The sequence below is a fragment of the Caballeronia sp. 11_S32 genome (assembly GCF_056930355.1).
In genome coordinates this window covers 1,280,135-1,299,453 of record NZ_JBXOWH010000004.1, presented here as the reverse complement: position 1 = coordinate 1,299,453, position 19,319 = coordinate 1,280,135, and the positions used below count along the sequence as shown (strand labels likewise).

Sequence of the window (19,319 nt, the reverse complement as noted above, 5' to 3'; positions counted from 1 at the left end):
CATATGTAAATTCCGAAGAACGGAACACATCCATACGCTCAACCTATCGAACATCATGATCAACTTTCGGCTGATTCGTCACCTGTGGCTGTTTCTCGCGGTCGCGGAAGAAGAGAACTTCGGGCGCGCGGCGCAACGGCTCGGCATGTCTCAGCCGCCGCTCACCGAGCAGATCCAGACGCTCGAACAGGCGCTGAAGGTGAAGCTCTTCGAGCGATCGCGGCGCGGCGCGCAACTCACGCCTGTCGGCGCGGCGATTCTTCCCGCGGTGCGCAAGTTCGCGGAGCAGGTGGAGCAGCTCGAACTCGCGGTGCGCGAGGCGGTGGCGGGGCGCAGCGGCGTCCTGACCGTCGGCGCGATTTCGTCGGCGATGTTCGATGTGCTGCCTTCGTTCATCGAACGGCTCAAGGCCGGTCATCCGCAAGTGACGGTCTCCGTGAAAGAGATCGACAGCGTGGAAGCGGTGCCGGCGCTCGAAGCGGGAGATATCGACCTGGCGTTCGCGAGGCTCGAAGGCGATCTCGGCGCGCGCATCGAGACCTTGCCGCTCGCGCAGGACAGGCTCGTCGTCGCAATGCCTCGCGACCACGCGATGTCGGGCCGTGCGCGCGTGCGGCTTGCATCGCTCGCGGATGAATCGTTCGTGATGTTCTCGCGGCAGTTCAGTCCCGTGTACTTCGACGGTGTCGTGGCATCGTGCCGCTCAGCCGGTTTTTCGCCGAGGATCGTGCATGAGGTGCGTTCGGTGGCGTCTCAGGTCGCATTCGTCGGATGCGGGCAGGGCGTGGCGCTGGTGCCCGCATCGACGAAGAAGCTGGCTGCGGAAAACGTGGTGTTCCGGCCTTTGAGGGAGACGGTCAGCGTCGTGACGACCGCGGTCGCGTGGAACCCGACACGGCAGCACGCGATGGTCGAAGCGGGCGTCGCGCTGTTGCGGAAACTGTCGAAAGGTCAATGACTGCAATTCCCGGTTCAGTGGTGCGCGAAGGTGTTCATGAACGCCGGCTCGCGAGACTGCTGCTGAGGTTTGCGATCCGGCCTCGCACGCTGGAGCGAACCGGCAGGCTCTGTCTGGGCTGGACGAGGCGCGGATTTCGCCAACTGGCGCACTCGCGGGAGATTGCTGGTGTCGACGGGCGTTTGCACGCGCTCCGCAGGCGCATCGATGGTATCTACCGTGTGCGTCGCACTCGAGGCTCCGGACTCGACGATCGGTGTCACAGCGCTGGACGAACGCGTCACTCGTCCAAAGGCTGTCGCTTGCGGCCGTCGAGCCTGGTTGAGTTCCGTCTGTAGCCAGGCCGCGAAAGACAACCCGCCCCCGACGACGAGCAAAGCGAGCGCGATGATACGGCTCGTTCGTGTGCCGAATACCCGTGCGGGCATGGCGAAGTTCTTCTTTGCCAATCGAGGCCCCCGTCGCGTTTTGAAGTATTTGAATGCGAAGCGCCGACATCGTCACACTGTCAGCAAACTACGGGCCAGGTCGTCCCCGGAATTGCGATCTGCATACCTGATCGAGAATGATTCAGGCGGCTGCTCCGCAGCACGGTTCGTGGCGTCACGCACCGACACGCGCGAGCTTCTTCGGTACGCTGCTTGCTCAACTTCGTTCTTGAAAACAGAAGAGCGATCCAATTTATCCGGGACATGCAGCAATGCAGATCGAGCAAGAAAACTGGACCCATCGTCACCTCGACACCGTGTCACGCGTCCTCGTGGTCGACGACTATCGGGCCGCCGCTATTGCAGTTGCCGATTACCTGTCGTTGTTCGGTATTCAGACGCGTGTCGCCGGCGGATGCGGCGACGCGCTCGAAATCATAAGAAGCTGGATTCCGGACGTTGTGCTGCTCGACCTCATGATGCCGCAACGCGATGGCTTTACGACTGCTCGTGCAATCAGACAATATCCGCCGACATCCGGCGCGTTCATTTGTGCCTACACCGGGAGAGAAGAGGCACTCATCACCCGGAGCGAGGAGGGCAGCCTGTTCGATGGCTACGTCAGGAAAGGGGCTTCTCCGCCGAGCCTTCTGTCCTGGCTCAACCAGCTTCAGCGCCAGGCCTGAGTCGCCTGGGCGTCGAGCTTGCACGTTATTTGCGGGAGACCTATGCTGCGCGTGCGGCGCCTGGCACGCCTCGAGTCTCCGGCGAACGCACTGCGCGGCGGCGACCGCGGTCCCGACCGCGACTCGACCCTCAACATTGACGAGGTTTCAAATGGCTACTGGCACAGTGAAATGGTTCAACGACGAGAAGGGCTTCGGCTTCATCAGTCCGGATGACGGCGGCGAGGACCTGTTCGCGCACTTCTCTGAAATCAAGGCCGAGGGCTTCAAATCGCTGCAGGAGAACCAGAAGGTGAGTTTCGACGTGAAGATGGGCCCGAAGGGCAAACAAGCCGCAAATATCAAACCCGCGTAAGGCCGCCGTTTTGTCGAAGCAATAATCGTACGGTGTTCGCTCGTCGAGAATTGCAGGCGGGAATCTGACCGATGCCGTGGTAGCGAGGGCGCTTCGTTGCCGGAACAACCTCGCTCTCGCATCCGCACTAGATCAGATTCCTCGCCGCGTCAGGCATCTTCGAACGTCTCGCCCCGCTCGGCGATGATTCTCCCCAGCTCCCGAGTCGACGGCACACGCCGCATCGGATTCGTCGAGCCGGCCTCGTCCTCCGCAAGATTCTCGATGATCGCGAGCAGCACCTTGCGCGCCGTAGTGATATCGCGCTCGCTCAGTCCGGTCACGCTGATTTCGTTGACCTCCTCGGCGAGCGGCACGAGCTTGTCCCTGAGCGCCCGGCCTTCCGCAGTGAGAAACACGTGCGTGTTCTTCTTGTTCTCGGGGCGCTGCTGACGTTCGACCAGCCCCAGCTTTTCCATGGCCGTCACCGCCGCGAACGTGGTGGGCGCCATGACGCCCGCCTGCTCGCTCAGTTCGCGCTGGGTGAGGCCATCCGTTTCCCACAAGATGCGCAGAAACGTCCAGTGTCCGAATGAGACCGAATGCTCCGCGAGCCGCATCTGCAACGCGCGCACCATCGAACGCGTCGCGTCTTTCACCAGGTGAGCCAGACGGTCGTTCGGTACGGATTCGTGCCAATGGCGCAGCATCTCCGTAGTTTCGCGCGGCGCGCCTTCAAGGTTCTTTTTGCGTGTCATGACCGTGTCTTCCTTAGCGAATCGTGTCTCACCGACATGATAACGGTCGTTCTGGCGCCACGCGCGCTTCAAGCGTTCAGGACGCTTCTTCGGGCAAACCCCGACTTGTTCACGCGGCTCCGTCTCCCTACCATTATAGTTAGATATCGAATAAAAAATCATCGACGGTGCGAAACGCGGGAATGGTCCCGGCATGTTTCGGCGCCTCGTCCTCATCAGCAAGAGCAACGGAGACGTCTGGTGTCCAAATCCACAGTCACGCAATTCATGCCCGAAGCACACGCGACAGCGGAACGCATCGAAGCGACCTATCACAAGGTCACCTGGCGGCTGATGTCGTTCATCTTTGTCTGCTGGGTGCTGAACTATCTGGACCGCGTGAACGTGAGCTTCGCGCAGTTGCATCTCAAGCAGGATCTCGGCCTGTCCGATGCCGCGTATGGTCTCGGCGTGAGCCTGTTCTTCATTGGTTATATCTCGCTCGAAGTGCCGAGCACGCTCTGGCTCAAGAAGATCGGCGCGCGCCTCACGATCTCGCGCATCATGATCCTATGGGGCGCCATTTCGACGGCTATGGCCTTCATGACCACGCCGATGCAGTTCTATATCGCGCGCATTCTGCTCGGCGCGGCCGAAGCGGGATTCTGGCCGGGCATCATTCTCTATCTGACGTACTGGTATCCGGGCGCGCGGCGGGCGCGCATCACATCGCGCTTTCTGCTGGCGATCGCGGCGGCGGGCATCATCGGCGGGCCGCTGTCGGGATGGATCCTGCATAACTTCGTCGATGTGCTCGGCTACAGGAACTGGCAATGGCTGTTCTTCCTGGAAGGCCTGCCGGCCTTGCTGATGGGCATCGTCGCGTTCTTCTATCTCGTCGACCGTCCGCAGGATGCGCGCTGGCTCGACGACGAGCAGAAGAAGATCATCCTCGATGCGCTCGCCGCCGACCGCGCCGAGAAAAAGCCCGCAACCCACGGGCGTCATCAGCTGCTCGTGGCGCTGAAGGATCCGCGCGTTTATATCCTCGCGGCGGGCTGGGGCACGGTGCCCTTGTGCGGGACCATCCTCAACTATTGGACGCCGACGATCATCCGTCAGGCGGGCGTCGCGGACGTGCTCAACGTCGGCCTGCTGTCCGCGCTGCCCTACATCATCGGGGCGCTCGGCATGTTCGCGGTGGCGCGCAGCTCCGATGTGACGCTCGAACGGCGCTGGCATTTCTTCTCGTGCACGGCGGTAGGCGCGCTCGGCGGCTTTCTGCTTCCGGTGGTGTCGGGCAACACGGCGGCGGCCATCGTCTGCCTCGGCATGATCTCCATTTCCTACTTCGGCGCGGCGGCGATCATCTGGTCGATTCCGCCAGCCTATCTCTCCGATGAAGCCGCCGCCGCAGGCATCGGCGCGATCAGCAGCCTCGGGCAGGTGGGCGCTTTCTGCGGGCCGATCGCACTCGGCTGGATCAAGACGATGACAGGCAGTCTCGCGATCGGCCTCTCGGCGATCGCCGCCATCGTGATGCTCGGCGGGCTCGCCGTGCTGATCGGCGTGCCGGCGAACACGCTGCGCGAGCACGCGGAACGCGGCTGAACACGAACTCTCGTAGCACCGGCAGTACTTTCTGGCGCCTTCGGGCGCCGATTTTTTTGGAGCGTACTTCGTGTGTTTCAGGGAAAACCCGGTTGCCTCAAAATGATTAGAGATCTAATATAAACACATGGGACGACGCTGATGCAAAGGCGTCACGCGGTGGGTGAACGAAGCGGGAGAGCAGCGCAGATGAGCGATACGGCAAACAACGAACTGTCATTCAGGACGCTTGTGGTGACGAACAAGGCGCAGGTGGCGGAAGGAATCACGAGCTTCGAGTTGCGCGATCCCGAAGGACGTCCCCTCGATCCTTTCACCGCGGGCGCGCACGTGACGGTGCGCGTGCCGAGCGGCGCGAACCGCAACTATTCGCTGTGCAACGATCCGGACGAAACCGACCGCTATGTGATTGCCGTGAAGCGCGACGCGGCGGGCCGTGGCGGGTCGATCAGCATGACTGACGATGTGAACGCAGGCGATCGCATCGACGTATCGGCGCCGCGCAACGAGTTCGGGCTGAGCGAGCGGGCGCGCAGCTTCGTGTTCGTCGCGGGCGGTATCGGCATCACGCCGATCCTCGCGATGATGCGTCACCTCAAGGCCACCGGCGGTCCGCGCTTCAAGCTGTACTACCTCACGCGCAACCCAGAGATGACGGCGTTCATCGACGAGCTTTCGAGCCCGGAATGGAAGCCGCACGTCGTGATTCATCACGATCACGGTGACCTCGCCAACGCGTTTGATTTCTGGCCCGTCTTCGAAAAGAGCGGCAGCGGCACGCATGTTTACTGCTGCGGCCCGCGCGCGTTGATGGACGGCGTGCGCGACATGACCGGCCACTGGCCGCAAGGCAGCGTGCATTTCGAGAGCTTCGGCGTGGATCAGTCGCGCGCGGCGGAGAACAAGCCGTTCAGCGTCAAGCTGGAACGCTCGGGCCGGTGCTTCGAGATTCCAAAGGACCGCTCGATCCTCGAAATCCTGCGCGACAACGGCATCCGCGCGCCGAGCTCGTGCGAGAGCGGCACGTGCGGATCGTGCCGCACGACCTTGTGCGCGGGCGAAGCGGACCATCGCGACATGGTCCTCGGCGATGACGAGAAGCGCGATCACATCATGATCTGCGTCTCGCGCGCGAAGAGCGAAGAACTGGTGCTGGATCTCTAAGAAGTTGTCCCCATTGCATACGTTGGTCAGGAGAAGCGCAAATGCTCACGCATGAAGAAAACATGTTGTTGTGCCGTGTCGAAGGCGATGCCCCGATGGGCCAGATGATGCGGCGTCACTGGACGCCGGTTTGCCTCATCGAGGAAGTCAGCGAGCCGGATGGCGCCCCCGTGAAGGCGCGCGTATTCGGCGAAGACCTCGTGGTGTTCCGCGACACCGACGGCAACGTCGGCGTGATGGACGAATACTGCCCGCACCGCCGCGTATCGCTCGTGTACGGACGCAACGAGGACTGCGGTCTGCGCTGCCTCTATCACGGATGGAAGATGGACGTGAAGGGCAACATCATCGAAATGGTGTCCGAGCCTTCGTGCAGCGACATGAACAAAAAGGTGAAGCACAAGGCCTACGAGACGAAGGAATGGGGCGGCTTCGTGTGGGCCTACATGGGCCCGCAGGACGCCATTCCCGAGTTCGTGCCGCCCGCGTGGGCGCCGACGGAAGACACGCGCGTCACCATCGCGAAGGCGATCCTGCCGTGCAACTGGGCGCAGATTCTCGAAGGCGCGATCGATTCCGCGCACAGCTCCAGCCTGCATTCGTCGGACTTCGTGCCGGCGCGCGTCGGCGGGGCGGAAGCGACCGCGAAGAACTGGCTGCGTCCGTCGACGGACAAGGCGCCGCGCATGCAGGTGCATCGCACGAGCTACGGCTTCCGTTACGCCGCGCTGCGCCGTCCGATCCAGAACGCCGCCACGCACGACTACGTGCGCTCGACGGTGTTCGTCGCGCCCGCCACCGCGCTGATTCCGCCGAACAATCTGTATAACGTCGCCAACATCAACGTGCCGTGCGACGACACCAGCACCGCGTTCTATTTCATGGCGTGGGGCAATCCGGACAAGACGCCTGAGACGGAGACGTGGCGCAAGTTTCTCGGCCAGCGCGTGGGCGTCGATCTCGACGAATACTTCCGGCCGCTGCGCAACACGGACAACCGCTTCTGGCAGGACCGCGAAGCGATGAAGGCGGGCAACTTCACGGGCATCAAGGGGTTTCCCAATCAGGACATCGCGATGTGGGTGACGATGGGCCCGATCGCCGACCGCACCGAGGAGCGCCTCGGCGCAAGCGATGTTGCCGTGGTCGAGTTCCGCCGCCGCATGCTCGATGCCGTGAAGGAGTTCCAGGCGGGCGAGACGGCCATCGGCACCGGTGACAAGGCGATTCCGCGCACCGTGTGCTCGTTCCAGGCGATGGTGCCGAAGGACACCGACTGGAAGCAGTTCGCCGCGCAGCCCGTGTGGGTCGAACTCGAAGAGGCCGCTGAGGTCGAGCCGAACTATCAGGTGCAGGCGTGATGGAAACGCTCAAGCTCGGCATCGCGGGATTGGGCCGCGCATTCTCGCTGATGCTGCCGACCTTTTTCGCGGATGCGCGCGTGCAGCTCGTCGGCGCGTGCGATCCGCGTGCGCGGGCCCGCGCGCAGTTCGAAGCCGATTTCGCCGCGCCCGCCTTCGACGATATCGAAGCGCTCGCGCGCATGCCCGAGGTCGAAGCGATCTATATCGCGAGCCCGCATCAGTTCCACGCGGCGCACGCGCGCATCGCGGCGCGGCACGGCAAGCACGTGCTCGTCGAGAAGCCGATGGCGCTGTCGCTCGCCGAATGCGACGACATGATCGCCGCATGCAGCGAAGCGAACGTGCATCTGATCGTCGGTCATTGTCATAGCTTCGATACGCCGTATTTGCGCACGCGCGAGCTGATCGCATCGGGCGCGTTCGGCGACGTCAGGATGATTCAGGCGCTCAATTACACCGACTATCTGTTCCGTCCGCGCAGGCCGGAGGAACTGAAGACGGAAGAGGGCGGCGGCGCGGTGTTCAGTCAGGCGGCGCATCAGGTCGATATCGTGCGACTGCTCGCGGGCAGCCGCGCGACGCGCGTGCGCGCAGCGGTCGGCAACTGGGATGCGGCGCGCCCGACCGAAGGCGCGTACAGCGCGATGCTCTGGTTCGAGAACGGCGCCTTCGCGACGCTCGCCTACAACGGCTACGCGCATTTCGATTCGGACGAGTGGACCGGCTGGATCGGCGAAATGGGCCAGACGCGCAGCGCCGAGGACTATGGCCACGCGCGGCGCAAGCTGTCGCGCGTGGCATCGAAGGAAGAAGAAGCGGCAATGAAAGCGGCGGGCACCTATGGCGGCGACGCCTATGCGCCGCCTTCCCCGACGAAAGCCGAAGCGCGCAAGCATCAGCACTTCGGGCCGATCATCGTGTCGTGCGAGCGCGGCGCTTTGCGGCCGCTGCCCGACGCAATCGTCGTGTATGGCGATGAGCGTCGCGAGCGCATCGAGCTGGAGGCGCCCAGTGTGCCGCGCGCCGAAGTCATCGACGAACTGATCGCCGCCGTGCATGGCGATATCGCGCCGCTGCACGACGGAGTGTGGGCGCGCGGCACGCTCGAAATCTGCCTCGCGATGCTGCGCTCGGGCGCGGAACAGCGCGACGTGCTCATCGGCGGTTAATTCACTTAAACGCAGGATCAAGGAAACAGGACAATGGGCAAGCTCAATTTGTCGGTCGCGGTGGGCAATTACGACCGCATGCGTCCCCTCGTGGACGGCGAAGTTCAGATCGACGGCGTCGATCCGGTGTTCATGCTGCAGGATCCGGAGGAAATCTTCTTTCGCGCATTCCGTCACGCCGATTACGACATCTGCGAACTCTCGCTTTCCAGCTATAGCGTGAAGACGGCGGCGGGCACGAGCCCGTATATCGGCGTGCCGGTTTTTCCGTCGCGCGCGTTTCGCCACACGTCGATCTATGTGCGCAACGATCGCGGCATCGAAGCGCCCTCGGATCTCAAGGGCAAGCGTATTGGCGTGCCCGAATATCAGCTGACCGCGAACGTGTGGGCGCGGCTGTTCCTCGAAGAAGATCACGGCGTCAAGGCTTCCGACGTGACATGGGTGCGCGGCGGCTACGAGGAAACGGGGCGCGAGGAAAAGATCAAACTCGATCTTCCGGCGGATGTGCGGCTGGAAAACGCGCCGTCGAATGCGACCATTTCGGGCTTGCTGGCGTCAGGCGAGATCGATGCGGTGATCGGCCCGCGTGCGCCTTCGTGCTTCACGAACGGGCATCCGAACGTCAGATATCTCTACGACGATCCGCAGAAGGCCGCCGCCGACTGGTACACGCGCACGAAGCTGTTCCCGATCATGCATCTGCTCGGCGTGCGCCGGACGCTCGCGGAGCAGCATCCGTGGCTGCCGGGCGCGATCGCCAAGGCGTTCGAGAAGAGCAAGGCGGTTGCGCTGGCAAAGCTGAGCGACACATCCGCGACCAAGGTGACGTTACCGTTCGTCGAAGAGCAGTTGCGCGCCGCGCGGAAATTGCTCGGGGACGATTTCTGGTCATACGGATTCGAGCCGAACCGCCATGTGCTCTCGCGCTTTCTCAGGCGGCATCACGAGGAAGGCTTGTCGAGCCGGTTGGTGCAGCCGGAAGAGCTGTTTCATCCGGCCACGCTGGAGAGCTTCAAGATCTGACGGCGGCGATGCCAGGCCGGCGCGTCTGGCGCATGATGTCTGCATACCTGAACCGACTGCCGCATCGCGCGGCTGTCGCGGGAAAGACATCATGCACGCACTTCAGGACATTCTGCTGACCATCGCGGCCGTTGCGATCTATCTGCTGCCCGCGATCATCGCCGACCGGAAGAAACGGCGCTCCGTGCTGGTGCTCGCGCTGTTCAACGTGCTGTGCGGCTGGACCATCGTGGGCTGGTTCGCCGCGCTTTACTGGGCGTTTCATCCCGATAGCGCCAGAAGGCTTGAACGCATCGTGAAGAACAACCGGCGCGCATCGTCGCAGCGCACGATCAACGCGATCATGTCGCGTTCGCGCACACGGGGCGTTCGCGGCGCGCAAGCCGGTCCGAAGCAGCGGGACGGGCGCGATCGCGATTGAGCGGCAGCGCATTTCGCAGGTGGCCGTCGCTCACCGGCCGCTCAACATGCGGAGGATCTTCTGCACGATGCGCTCGTGCTCGTCCAGCGCGGCGCCGAGCGTGTGTGATCCATAGCTCTCGTTGTCCATCGCTTCCATTCCGGCGATGCGCGTCACGAACAGCGAAGGCTTTCCGGCCTTCTGATCGGATACGCCGCGAAATCGAGTCGTGACCGTCACGCCGGATTCGTCCAGCAGCGTGCGGCGGAAGATCAGTTCGTTCTCTGCCATCCAGCGCGACCACGCGTCGCGATCGAACACTTCGACGGGTCTGTTCTTCGCGTCGAGAACATACAGACGCTCCGAGCCGGATGGGACCGCGTGCGCTTTCATCGTTCAATGCGAAGGCGTGAGCAGGAAGCCGACCGCCTCCCGCCACCAGGTTTCGTCGACACGGCCGATCCAGTCGTTGTGCTCGGCCGCGTTCACCACCATCAGCCGTTTGGGTTCGGGCAGCGAGCGGAATAGCGCTTCGCCAAAGCGCGGAGGAACGATGCTGTCACGTTCCGCAATCACGACGAGAACAGGGCGGCCGAACGACGCCAGATTCGCCGTGCTGTCGTAGCGGTCGCGCAGCAGCCACTTCACGGGCAGCCACGGATAGTGGTAAGCCGCGACATGTTCGAGCCGGTCCCACGGCGTGATGAGCAGCAATCCCGCGATCTTGTCGCGTTCGCGCGAGCCGGCGGCGGCCGCCACGCCGGCCCCGAGCGATTCGCCGATGACCAGCAGCGGCGCGCCATGAAGCCGATGCGCGAGCGCGATGGTCTGCCGGGCATCCGCGACCAGACTGTCTTCGCCCAGCGCGCCGTCGCGCGGCCCGTAGCCCGGATATTCGGCGAGAATCACCCGCAGCCCGAGCCGCGTGAGCATGGCGGCATAGAACGAGCGGTGTCCGGCATGCCCGGCATTGCCATGGAATACGATGACCGTGGCCCGCGCGGCTTCGGCCGGCTCCGCCACGAGGCCGCGAAACGCTTCATGCGGCGGCCAGGCGCGCAGTCCGCCGAAAGTGAGATCCTCGATTCGGGCCTTTTCAGGGAAGTAGAGAAAACGATCCTGCAAGACGGCGGCTCCCGCGAACACGATCAGGCACGCGACGGTGAGACGGAGAATCATCCCGGTGATATTCATCGCGCTGAGCCCGATCCGTCGATCCTTTTCCTGGCGCACCCAGTTTAGCGCGCGTGGGTCATCCCTTTGCAGGTCCGTGGATCGGCTGCGTGCTGCATACTTGGGCATCGCACCGCCGGGGACATCGACATGGTTACCGATCTCGCACGATCCTGGTTGACCCGCAGCGCGCCCGTGGCCGCCGCGCAGGCCGCGGGCCGCCCGCTCGTGGCGCTGGAATCGACCATCATCGCCCACGGCATGCCGTACCCGGAGAACGTGCGCACCGCGCGCGAAGTGGAGTCTTCGATCCGCAACGCGGGCGCCGAGCCCGCGACGATCGCGCTGATCGGCGGGCGCATCCACATCGGCCTGACGGACGGCGAACTGGAGCTGCTCGGCCGCTCCGACCAGGTGCACAAGGTCAGCCGCCGCGACCTGCCGGCCGTGCTGGCCAGCGGCGGACTCGGCGCGACGACCGTGGCGGGCACCATGATATGTGCCGCGCTGGCCGGCATCGAGGTATTCGTCACCGGCGGCATTGGCGGCGTGCACCGGGGCGCGCAGGAAACCTTCGACATCTCGGCCGATCTGCAGGAACTGGCGAAGACTTCGGTCGCGGTGGTCTGCGCGGGCGCGAAGTCCATCCTGGACATCGGACTCACACTGGAATATCTGGAGACGCACGGCGTGCCGGTGCTCAGTTGCGAGCAGGACAATTTCGCCGCGTTCTACACGCGCGACAGCGGCTTTCGCGCGGACTTCAGGCTGGACGATGCGGCGGAGCAGGCACGCTTCATCCGCACCAAATGGGATTTGGGCCTCGCAGGCGGCGTGGTGTTGAGCACGCCGGTGCCAGAAGCATCGGCGATGGCCGTCGAGGAGATCGACGCGCTGACCCGGCAGGTGCTCGCCGAGGCGACGGCGCAGGGCATCACCGGCAAGGCGGTGACCCCCTTCGTGCTGGCTCGCATTCATGCGCTGACGGGGAGGCGCAGCCTGGCGACGAACATCGCGCTCGTGAAGCACAATGCCGAAGTGGGGGCAAGGCTGGCGCTGGCGCTTGCACACGCGGGGCGCGGGGCGGGCGCGGCATAGAAGCTCTCGCCTTGCCCCGCCACGCATCAACGATGCCCATGCTGCTTGATGAATGCCATCAGCGCTGCAAAGCCCGGAGGAACGGAAGGGTCGGCGCATTTCAGTTCGAGCGTGCCGCCATCGGACGCAATGCCGATGCGATAGCTTCGCCCATCGGGCACGGGTTTGACCGCCGCCGCGCGCGGGGCGGCCGATTCCGTGCGAGCGGCGGACACGAGGCGCGCAAGCTCCTCGCGTTCGTCGGGCGACAGGTCCTTTTCATCCAGCACGATCGGTCGGGCGAGGCCGGGAAAAAATCCGACGCCTCCGTCGATGGTCAGTTCCGCGTGCATCGGCCACTCCTTCTGGATGGGATCGGAAGCACAGGCTCCTGTCAGAAGACACACCCATATGAGCCCGGCCAGCAGGCCGGCTCCCGCACGCCCTTCGCGCAATTCAAAGTACACCAACCGTGTTCCAGGCTTTGCTGACCGCTTTCGACTCGGCGCTGCTCGCCCCGTAAAGGCGATTCGCGTTCGACACCGTGAGCTTGGCGAAGCCCTTGAAGTTGGTATTCGCCTTGATGTGCGAGTCGTTCAGTGTCTCGTACCAGATGCGCCCCGCCTTTTCCCATGCATTGCCGCCGATATCGAGCGCCGCAAGGCAGAACGCCCTGTTTGGAATGCCGGAGTTGATGTGGACGCCGTGGTTGTCCTGCGTCGTTTGAACATAATGCCGCATGTCCGCCGGCTGCGGGTCCTTGCCGAGAACCGGGTCGTCGTAAGCGGTTCCGGGCTCCTTCATCGAGCGCAGCGCAACGCCCTTCACGCCGCTCGCGAGCAGTCCCTCGCCGATGAGCCAGTCCGCCTTGTCCGCCGTCTGCTTCAGGGTGTATTGCTTGATGAGCGAGCCGAATACGTCCGACACGGATTCGTTGAGCGCGCCGGGCTGGCCGGAATAGGCGAGACCGGCCGTGTGCTCGGTGACACCGTGTGTGAGCTCGTGACCGATGACGTCGAGCGAGATGGTGAAGCGGTTGAAGAGCGTGCCGTCGCCGTCGCCGAACACCATCTGCTGCGAATTCCAGAAGGCGTTGTCATACTGGTCGCCGTAGTGCACCGTGCCGGTTAGCGGCATGCCCGCATCGTCGATCGAATTGCGTTGGAAAATCTCCAGATAAAACTCGAACGTAGCGCCGAGCCCGTCGTAAGCTTCGTCTACGCAGACATCGTTGGACTTCGGCGCGCCTTCGGCTCGCACGAGCGTGCCCGGCAGCGTCTCGGTGTTCTTCGCCGTGTAGATGCTTCGGTGAGCGGAAGGCACCGCGGGCACGGGTGAGATGCTCGCGCCGGGTTTCGGTATGTGCAGCGCCGCCTGGACCGAACGAAGCTGCCGGAAGGTATGGTCGGTCGACAAGGTGTCGATGGCCTGGACGCGCTGCTGAGGCGTGCCATTCTTGGCGATCTCTTTCAGCATGTGCGGCGGGAGAATGCAGTAAATCGTACGAATACGGTTATGCCAGGCGTGATTGCACATGATCTGCTCCCTTGTCGAAGTGGGCAAAGCGACGGAATGGAGGCGCGCGGCAGGGCAGGCAGCCACGAGCGACCGCCGACATTGCCTCCTGGTCGGCGGGCTGCCAACGAACGGTCGATTGAGTGCGGGACTGAGCGTTTCCGATATCTCCCAACAATACTAGGCAGTCCAGATAGTGGCAATACGTCATTCATGCGGATTGATCGGCTGTAAGGCAGGCATTCACTCGATATCGAATTCATCGTTCGCGAGCCTGCTTCGAGAATATTGCATAAATTAAACGCATTAACCAATGCGAATCGCGCGTTTTCAAAGCGTACCCAGCCGCCAAAACACCGCTCATATCCGGTCTTTGGCTGTGCATTCTTGACATCCCAATACCCCTAACATAGATTGAGTTCACGCCAGAGACCGGGCAGCGCGCCGTGCTGGACATCGAAATGTCACGGCATGCCTGCATGAAGCGGAAGAATAAAAATAACGATCGACGCTGCCGCAATACAAATCGTAGCGTGGATAGATAACTTCATCTCTTTTTCCGCATTCAATTGACGCTCATCCTGCGGCGCGTCATATGTCATTAGGGATGCAGATCAATAGTAATCGAATCATGCAGATCACTATTCAACTCGACCAGACGCTGGCGCGACGCGTCGGAAGCGAGGGCGCGTCGGCGCTCGGGTCGACGGAACTCGGTCAGCTCACGTCGAAGCTCGGAATCGAAGCGAAGCCGCTGCATCCGGGCGAAACGGACCCGGCGCTCGCATGCTTCTTCTGGATCGAGGTGCCGGATCGCGCCGCGGCGGAGCAGCTCGTCGCGCGGCTTCTGGCGACACCCGGAATCGAGGCGGCCTATTTCAAGCCGCCCGATGAAGCGCCTGCGGGATCGCACCCGCAGTGACCCAAGCAAGGAGGCGTTGACATGAAGAAGGAACGCGTATCGGTGGCCGGGCCGCCGGGTGCAGGCACAGATGGACCGGGCGACGGACACCCCCGAGGGCAGGCTCCGATGAGTGACTGGGAGCTGATCGTCGTGCTCGATCCCGATGCCGGGGTGCGCAGCTCGCCGATGGGCATCACGTCCGACAGGGGCGCCGATGTCGCGCCGCTCGCCAACCTGCTGGAGGCCGAGCAGATCGCGCTGGAGCCGCTGTTCGGCGACCCGCAACGTCTGCCCAGCGCGCTGCAGACGCTCTCGCCATTCCCCGACGATGCCGTCGGCGTGCCCGATCTGACCGTGTTCTATCGCGTCGATGCGCCGCAGCAGCGCATGGACGAACTGGCCGAGCAGCTCCGGCAGCAGCCGACTGTCGCGGCGGCCTATGTGAAACCTCCCGCCGAACTCGCGCATGCCGCGCTGGAGGAAACCATCGAGTCCGTGAACACGATGCTGCCCGATGCGCAGGACGCTCCAGCTGTCACGCCCGATTTCACTTCGCGTCAGGCCTATCTCGATGCGGCGCCCGGCGGCATCGACGCACGTTATGCGTGGACGCAGGCGGGCGGTTCGGGCGCCGGCGTGCGCATCATCGATCTGGAATGGGGCTGGCGCTTCACGCACGAAGACCTGTTGCAGAACCAGGGCGGGATCGTTGCGGGTACCGGCTCGACCGACACCAATCACGGCACCGCCGTGCTCGGCGAAATCAGCGGCGACCGCAATGCGCTCGGCATCACCGGCATCGCGCCCGATGCGGTCATCAGCGCCGTGGCGTTTTCGATGCCCACCGCCACCGCGATCAGAAACGCGGCAGACCGTCTGTCGCCGGGCGACATCATGTTGCTGGAAATCCATCGGCCGGGTCCGCGCTATAACTTCGCGGGCCGCGCCGATCAACTGGGCTATATCGCCGTCGAATGGTGGCCGGACGATTTCGCGGCGATACGCTACGCGAGCAGCAGGGGCGTGATCGTCGTGGAAGCGGCGGGCAACGGCGCCGAGAATCTCGACGATGCACTGTATTCCACGCGCCCGTCAGGCTTTCCGGCGGCCTGGACCAATCCGTTCAACCGCGCCAACGCGCAATGCGGCGCGGTGCTCGTCGGGGCGGGCGCGCCGCCGCCGGGCACGCACGGACGCGACAACGGCCCAGACCGTTCGCGGCTCGGCTTCTCGAATTTCGGTGCATGCATCGACGCGCAGGGCTGGGGGCGCGAAGTCACCAGCACGGGCTACGGGGATCTGCAGGGCGGCACGAACGCGGACCTGTGGTACACGGACCAGTTCAGCGGAACCTCGAGCGCATCGCCGATCATCGTCGGCACGCTGGCGTGTGTGCAAGGCGTGCTGCGCGCCCGCGGGCGCATACCGCTCTCGCCGGCGCGCGCGCGCGAAGTCCTGCGCAGCACGGGTTCGCCGCAGCAGGATGCGCCCGGCCGTCCCGCGACGCAGCGCATCGGCAACCGGCCGAATCTGCGGCAGATCATCGACAGCGTGACGGCGACGGTCGCGCCGTGGGTTGGCGTCCAGTTCCGCGGCACGGTGCCGGCAGGACAGACTGCGCGCTGGTTCACGTTCAACTGGCCGGCTCACTGGCACATGGTCTGGACCGTCGTGCCGACAACCGTCAGGCCCGGCGCGCCGCAGATCAAGTGGAAGGTTCAGGTCGAGCGCGCTTCGGACGCCTACATCACCTACTGGATCGACATCACCAACCTGAGCCCGCAGGCGTGCGATATCGAAGCGCGCTATGCCGTGCTCGGATGGTGACCCAAGGGAGCGAAGATCATGAGAGTTGGCGTTCAGTTCACCGGCACCGTCAATGCCGGGCAGTCGGCCCGCTGGTTCACCTTTAACTGGCCAAAGGATTGGCACGTCGAATGGAACGTCGTGCCGACGTCGCCCGTGCCCGGCGCGCCGCAGATCGACTGGGATGTCGAAGTCGAGCGCGCGAGCGCAAGCAACATCACGTACTGGATTACCGTGCGCAACGTGAGTGCGGCTCCGGTGAACATCGAGGCCCGCTATGCGGTGATGAACTGAGGAGGCTCGAACATGCGCATCGTCATTGATACCGAGGAGCGGGCGAGCACGTCGAATTCGTCCGCCATGACGCAACCCACGACATATGGCTTGGGCGCCGGTCCCATCGATGCAAGTACCCCGACCGCGACCAATGCGGGACCGCCATCGGCGGCGCTGCTGCGGGCGGTCGGTGGCGCGGCCGCAGCAGCGCCGGCGCAGACGACTTATCGCGATGGCATGGACGGCGGCGGTCCATCGCTCGAACTGGTGAAGGCGGTCCAAAGCTCACCACCGGCGGAAAGCGTCGATGGTGTGTCGGGGATGAACACGAATGGAGGTGCGGCCCCGTTTAACTGAAACCGAGCGTCAGGCTGTCTGCGGTTTCCGCGATGCTGGCAAGCCGGAAATCGCAGGCAGCGCAGCGCTTTCTTTTCGTGCCTCCGACGCGCTGGCCATCGATTGCCGCCATTGGTCTGTTGCAGCGCCATCTGCGAATCGCCTTCAAGGTTCTCCTTCTCAGGCATCTCCATAGCTGGAAATGCCTTTTCCGCATAACACGCACGTTCGCACGCCAAACCCCAGGTTATCCGGACACGTCGGGCTTTACGCGGGCGCTCCCGCTATCGGATCGATTCCAACCTCGCACGGTCATGCGAATCAAGGCCGGCACTCGAAAACTCCATTTGATATGACATGCGCCGCATTCAACCTATACTCGGAGCTTGAGGAGTATCGCTTGTACGTAAGGTTAGCGAGGAAGTTCGTTCATGCGTTGAACGCAATCGACCCAGCCGGCGGCAACGAACTCGTTGAAGGCAAAGCGCACCGGGTCGAGCACCGCTCTGACGCCGCGACAAAAAGAAATACTCGAACTGGTCGCCTCGGGCATTAGCAATAAGGTCATTGCCGCGCAACTCGGAATCAGCGTCGACACCGTGCGTCGCCATGGCGCCCGGATAAAGCAAAAAAAGGCGGCATCGGCGACATCTTCCATCGCTTGTCAGCATCTTTGGGCCAGTCTCGATGACGCGCTGGCGGTCTCTTTGCCGGATCGCCTGTTGACGCCCGCCGAAACACGCGTGGTCGCATTTCTTTGCCGTGGCCTGTCCAGCAAGGAGATCGCGCGTGCTTTGGAAATCAGTTCACGCACCGTCGATAAACATCGCGAGCACATTCTGCATAAACTCGGCATGCACTCGACCCGTCAACTCACATCCTGGATAGCCAGTCAATGCGCAAAGAGCGGCATGCCGGTCGCGTCTGAAAAGTTCTCATTTGATAACTGATGCTCATCTGAACGCCGCCGGCTTTTGATCCGGCCGATCGAACGTGAACAGGCGCACGATCATCGCATCGATCATGCGGAAGAAGCCGTCCGCGCCATAACCCGCGAGAAACGCGATGCCCGATGCCGACAGCGTCAATACGCCCGCGCCCGAACTCACCTTCCCCGCGACTGATGCCGGCGTGAAGAACAGCCCGACCGCAAGCCCCGCGATGGCGCCGAGTATGAGTCGGATGATCGCGAGCGTCTCATCGCGCGGTGCGAGAATGCTGCCCGTGATGCGGCTGCTGATATCGCGCAGAAATGAAGCGATGGTCCCGACCAATCCGAATAACACGGGCAGCACGAAACTCGCATACGCCGACAGAACCAGCGTGATCGATTCGATGTTCTCCTGTGACGCGACGGTCTGGCCCGCCTTGTCCTTCAGCTGCGAAGGAGAAACAGGAAACGGCACTGTGAGCCACGACGAAAGCCCTCGTTCGGCGAAGCTTGCGTCATCTTTTATGGCCTTTTCGTAGCGCGCCTGGTAGTACGACCACTGGTTGCACAGCATCCTGATCTGGTTGCTCTGCTCGTCGAGCTTCTCGATGCATCGCGCGGGCACGCTCGCATGGCTCTGCTGGTCCGCGGGCAACGCCGCGTTTTCCTTGTCCACGAGCGCGTAAATCTGATTGGTCACATCGGACAGGTTTTTCTGATCGTCTTCGAAGCGCGACGTCAGTTCCACGCCGTAGACGACGAGCCATAACAGAATCGCGGACAGCAGAGTTATCGCGGCGCCGATGCGCGAGACGCTGCGATGAAAGCACCGGAAACGCTTTGCGCTGCGAACCAGACCGGGATAGGCTGTTTTCGCGGCATCGGCGCGCGTCGACTCGCCGAGACTCCATGCCTCATCCTCTCTTTTCTCGCGCCGCGTTCTGGAAGCCGTCTCCTCGATGAACATGTACGTATACGCGATCATGATTCCATTGGCCGGACTGGCGATCGAGTTGAGCTTGTCCTTCACGCAGAGCAGCAGCGCGGCATCGTCCGCGCGCTCTTCGATGGTCCGGCCGTCCGCAGACGGATAACGCAGCGCGCAGATGCGGCGAATGATGTCGATGGACGACAAGGTCGCGACCCGCTGATCCGGGCTCGCTTCGCCCGGCGCCTGGGCTGGGCCGTCTCGCCGGACCGGATACCTGATGTCGCCGATATCCCAGATGTGCACATCCTGCCGGCCCGAAATGAAGTCGAGCAGCAGCAGGACTTCGCTGAGGTCTCGCTGGATGAACAGTTGTTCTCCGGGAGGCTTCGATAGAAGATGGAGCGGGTCGGTGATCGAAGCGGCATCGGCGGCAAGATCTGCATCGAGCGATGATGCAGTTGCGCGCGTAACGGGCGAAGAGTTCATGGCCTTT

22 protein-coding genes are annotated in these 19,319 nt (G+C 63.2%); 15 read left to right on the top strand and 7 right to left on the bottom strand.

All coding sequences use genetic code 11. The features are described from left to right. Window positions 1-55: 55 nt before the first annotated feature. Complete coding sequence (locus AC1Z32_RS32155) at window positions 56-958, top strand: LysR family transcriptional regulator (protein ID WP_483482863.1); 903 nt, start codon at window positions 56-58, stop codon at window positions 956-958. Window positions 959-972: 14 nt separating this feature from the next. Here the strand turns inward: AC1Z32_RS32155 and AC1Z32_RS32150 are convergent, their stop codons facing one another. After that, window positions 973-1,407: a hypothetical protein gene (locus tag AC1Z32_RS32150; RefSeq protein ID WP_483482862.1), complete on the bottom strand. Its 435-nt coding sequence runs from the start codon at window positions 1,405-1,407 to the stop codon at window positions 973-975. A 251-nt stretch (window positions 1,408-1,658) separates the two neighbouring features. On the opposite strand from AC1Z32_RS32150, the gene AC1Z32_RS32145 reads away from it, so the two are divergent. Continuing rightward, window positions 1,659-2,072 (top strand): response regulator, encoded by a 414-nt coding sequence (locus AC1Z32_RS32145; protein WP_483482861.1) that lies wholly within the window; start codon window positions 1,659-1,661, stop codon window positions 2,070-2,072. Window positions 2,073-2,223: 151 nt separating this feature from the next. Further along, window positions 2,224-2,427, top strand: coding sequence for a cold-shock protein (locus AC1Z32_RS32140; RefSeq protein WP_062607932.1), 204 nt, complete (start codon window positions 2,224-2,226; stop codon window positions 2,425-2,427). Window positions 2,428-2,576: 149 nt separating this feature from the next. On the opposite strand, the gene AC1Z32_RS32135 is transcribed toward AC1Z32_RS32140, so the two are convergent. Continuing rightward, the gene (locus tag AC1Z32_RS32135; RefSeq protein ID WP_483483362.1) at window positions 2,577-3,164 is read right to left on the bottom strand and encodes a MarR family winged helix-turn-helix transcriptional regulator; all 588 of its coding nucleotides are present in this window, start codon (window positions 3,162-3,164) and stop codon (window positions 2,577-2,579) included. Between the two features lie 267 nt (window positions 3,165-3,431). Here AC1Z32_RS32135 and AC1Z32_RS32130 point away from each other — a divergent pair, with 267 nt between their 5' ends. The 6 genes from AC1Z32_RS32130 to AC1Z32_RS32105 all read left to right on the top strand — a co-directional run bounded on the left by AC1Z32_RS32130 (window position 3,432) and on the right by AC1Z32_RS32105 (window position 9,898). Next, window positions 3,432-4,754: an MFS transporter gene (locus AC1Z32_RS32130; RefSeq protein WP_483483361.1), complete on the top strand. Its 1,323-nt coding sequence runs from the start codon at window positions 3,432-3,434 to the stop codon at window positions 4,752-4,754. A gap of 189 nt (window positions 4,755-4,943) precedes the next feature. Beyond that, entirely contained in the window at window positions 4,944-5,918 is a 975-nt protein-coding gene (locus AC1Z32_RS32125) for a PDR/VanB family oxidoreductase (RefSeq protein WP_483482860.1), read from the top strand. 41 nt (window positions 5,919-5,959) lie between these two features. Continuing rightward, on the top strand, window positions 5,960-7,279 hold the full coding sequence (locus AC1Z32_RS32120; RefSeq protein ID WP_483482859.1) for a Rieske 2Fe-2S domain-containing protein: 1,320 nt from the start codon (window positions 5,960-5,962) through the stop codon (window positions 7,277-7,279). Next, the gene (locus tag AC1Z32_RS32115) at window positions 7,279-8,451 is read left to right on the top strand and encodes a Gfo/Idh/MocA family protein (RefSeq protein ID WP_483482858.1); all 1,173 of its coding nucleotides are present in this window, start codon (window positions 7,279-7,281) and stop codon (window positions 8,449-8,451) included. The genes AC1Z32_RS32120 and AC1Z32_RS32115 overlap by 1 nt, the downstream gene beginning before the upstream one ends. 33 nt (window positions 8,452-8,484) lie before the next feature. Beyond that, window positions 8,485-9,477: an ABC transporter substrate-binding protein gene (locus AC1Z32_RS32110; protein ID WP_483482857.1), complete on the top strand. Its 993-nt coding sequence runs from the start codon at window positions 8,485-8,487 to the stop codon at window positions 9,475-9,477. A gap of 91 nt (window positions 9,478-9,568) precedes the next feature. After that, entirely contained in the window at window positions 9,569-9,898 is a 330-nt protein-coding gene (locus AC1Z32_RS32105) for a superinfection immunity protein (RefSeq protein WP_483482856.1), read from the top strand. A gap of 30 nt (window positions 9,899-9,928) precedes the next feature. On the opposite strand, the gene AC1Z32_RS32100 is transcribed toward AC1Z32_RS32105, so the two are convergent. Both AC1Z32_RS32100 and AC1Z32_RS32095 read right to left on the bottom strand, forming a co-directional pair. Then, window positions 9,929-10,270: a hypothetical protein gene (locus AC1Z32_RS32100; RefSeq protein ID WP_483482855.1), complete on the bottom strand. Its 342-nt coding sequence runs from the start codon at window positions 10,268-10,270 to the stop codon at window positions 9,929-9,931. Window positions 10,271-10,273: 3 nt separating this feature from the next. Beyond that, on the bottom strand, window positions 10,274-11,071 hold the full coding sequence (locus tag AC1Z32_RS32095) for an alpha/beta hydrolase (protein WP_483482854.1): 798 nt from the start codon (window positions 11,069-11,071) through the stop codon (window positions 10,274-10,276). 129 nt (window positions 11,072-11,200) lie between these two features. On the opposite strand from AC1Z32_RS32095, the gene AC1Z32_RS32090 reads away from it, so the two are divergent. Next, entirely contained in the window at window positions 11,201-12,148 is a 948-nt protein-coding gene (locus AC1Z32_RS32090) for a pseudouridine-5'-phosphate glycosidase (protein WP_483482853.1), read from the top strand. A gap of 26 nt (window positions 12,149-12,174) precedes the next feature. On the opposite strand, the gene AC1Z32_RS32085 is transcribed toward AC1Z32_RS32090, so the two are convergent. Next, entirely contained in the window at window positions 12,175-12,480 is a 306-nt protein-coding gene (locus tag AC1Z32_RS32085; RefSeq protein ID WP_483482852.1) for a protealysin inhibitor emfourin, read from the bottom strand. 103 nt (window positions 12,481-12,583) lie between these two features. Further along, window positions 12,584-13,663 carry a M4 family metallopeptidase gene (locus AC1Z32_RS32080; protein ID WP_483482851.1) on the bottom strand — a complete coding sequence of 360 codons (1,080 nt, stop codon included), beginning with the start codon at window positions 13,661-13,663 and terminating at the stop codon, window positions 12,584-12,586. Between the two features lie 610 nt (window positions 13,664-14,273). Between AC1Z32_RS32080 and AC1Z32_RS32075 the strand changes: the two genes are divergently transcribed. From AC1Z32_RS32075 to AC1Z32_RS32055, 5 genes are all read left to right on the top strand, one after another. Beyond that, window positions 14,274-14,564 (top strand): hypothetical protein, encoded by a 291-nt coding sequence (locus tag AC1Z32_RS32075; RefSeq protein ID WP_483482850.1) that lies wholly within the window; start codon window positions 14,274-14,276, stop codon window positions 14,562-14,564. Between the two features lie 21 nt (window positions 14,565-14,585). Further along, the gene (locus tag AC1Z32_RS32070) at window positions 14,586-16,373 is read left to right on the top strand and encodes a S8 family peptidase (protein WP_483482849.1); all 1,788 of its coding nucleotides are present in this window, start codon (window positions 14,586-14,588) and stop codon (window positions 16,371-16,373) included. A gap of 18 nt (window positions 16,374-16,391) precedes the next feature. After that, window positions 16,392-16,646 (top strand): hypothetical protein, encoded by a 255-nt coding sequence (locus tag AC1Z32_RS32065; protein WP_483482848.1) that lies wholly within the window; start codon window positions 16,392-16,394, stop codon window positions 16,644-16,646. A gap of 12 nt (window positions 16,647-16,658) precedes the next feature. After that, a complete protein-coding gene (locus AC1Z32_RS32060) occupies window positions 16,659-16,985 on the top strand; it encodes a hypothetical protein (protein ID WP_483482847.1) in 327 nt (108 codons plus the stop codon). 452 nt (window positions 16,986-17,437) lie between these two features. After that, window positions 17,438-17,914 carry a response regulator transcription factor gene (locus AC1Z32_RS32055; RefSeq protein WP_483482846.1) on the top strand — a complete coding sequence of 159 codons (477 nt, stop codon included), beginning with the start codon at window positions 17,438-17,440 and terminating at the stop codon, window positions 17,912-17,914. A gap of 3 nt (window positions 17,915-17,917) precedes the next feature. Here AC1Z32_RS32055 and AC1Z32_RS32050 read toward each other — a convergent pair whose 3' ends face one another. Beyond that, window positions 17,918-19,312, bottom strand: coding sequence for a hypothetical protein (locus AC1Z32_RS32050; protein WP_483482845.1), 1,395 nt, complete (start codon window positions 19,310-19,312; stop codon window positions 17,918-17,920). Window positions 19,313-19,319: the final 7 nt, after the last annotated feature.

Coding starts and splice junctions, on each gene's coding strand:
- AC1Z32_RS32120 (WP_483482859.1), top strand. CDS start 5,960: ATGCTCACGCATGAAGAAAACATGTTGTTGTGCCGTGTCGAAGGCGAT.
- AC1Z32_RS32105 (WP_483482856.1), top strand. CDS start 9,569: ATGCACGCACTTCAGGACATTCTGCTGACCATCGCGGCCGTTGCGATC.
- AC1Z32_RS32155 (WP_483482863.1), top strand. CDS start 56: ATGATCAACTTTCGGCTGATTCGTCACCTGTGGCTGTTTCTCGCGGTC.
- AC1Z32_RS32145 (WP_483482861.1), top strand. CDS start 1,659: ATGCAGATCGAGCAAGAAAACTGGACCCATCGTCACCTCGACACCGTG.
- AC1Z32_RS32115 (WP_483482858.1), top strand. CDS start 7,279: ATGGAAACGCTCAAGCTCGGCATCGCGGGATTGGGCCGCGCATTCTCG.
- AC1Z32_RS32065 (WP_483482848.1), top strand. CDS start 16,392: ATGAGAGTTGGCGTTCAGTTCACCGGCACCGTCAATGCCGGGCAGTCG.
- AC1Z32_RS32050 (WP_483482845.1), bottom strand. CDS start 19,312: ATGAACTCTTCGCCCGTTACGCGCGCAACTGCATCATCGCTCGATGCA.
- AC1Z32_RS32140 (WP_062607932.1), top strand. CDS start 2,224: ATGGCTACTGGCACAGTGAAATGGTTCAACGACGAGAAGGGCTTCGGC.
- AC1Z32_RS32110 (WP_483482857.1), top strand. CDS start 8,485: ATGGGCAAGCTCAATTTGTCGGTCGCGGTGGGCAATTACGACCGCATG.
- AC1Z32_RS32095 (WP_483482854.1), bottom strand. CDS start 11,071: ATGAATATCACCGGGATGATTCTCCGTCTCACCGTCGCGTGCCTGATC.
- AC1Z32_RS32100 (WP_483482855.1), bottom strand. CDS start 10,270: ATGAAAGCGCACGCGGTCCCATCCGGCTCGGAGCGTCTGTATGTTCTC.
- AC1Z32_RS32085 (WP_483482852.1), bottom strand. CDS start 12,480: ATGCACGCGGAACTGACCATCGACGGAGGCGTCGGATTTTTTCCCGGC.
- AC1Z32_RS32090 (WP_483482853.1), top strand. CDS start 11,201: ATGGTTACCGATCTCGCACGATCCTGGTTGACCCGCAGCGCGCCCGTG.
- AC1Z32_RS32135 (WP_483483362.1), bottom strand. CDS start 3,164: ATGACACGCAAAAAGAACCTTGAAGGCGCGCCGCGCGAAACTACGGAG.
- AC1Z32_RS32130 (WP_483483361.1), top strand. CDS start 3,432: ATGCCCGAAGCACACGCGACAGCGGAACGCATCGAAGCGACCTATCAC.
- AC1Z32_RS32125 (WP_483482860.1), top strand. CDS start 4,944: ATGAGCGATACGGCAAACAACGAACTGTCATTCAGGACGCTTGTGGTG.
- AC1Z32_RS32070 (WP_483482849.1), top strand. CDS start 14,586: ATGAAGAAGGAACGCGTATCGGTGGCCGGGCCGCCGGGTGCAGGCACA.
- AC1Z32_RS32080 (WP_483482851.1), bottom strand. CDS start 13,663: ATGTGCAATCACGCCTGGCATAACCGTATTCGTACGATTTACTGCATT.
- AC1Z32_RS32060 (WP_483482847.1), top strand. CDS start 16,659: ATGCGCATCGTCATTGATACCGAGGAGCGGGCGAGCACGTCGAATTCG.
- AC1Z32_RS32075 (WP_483482850.1), top strand. CDS start 14,274: ATGCAGATCACTATTCAACTCGACCAGACGCTGGCGCGACGCGTCGGA.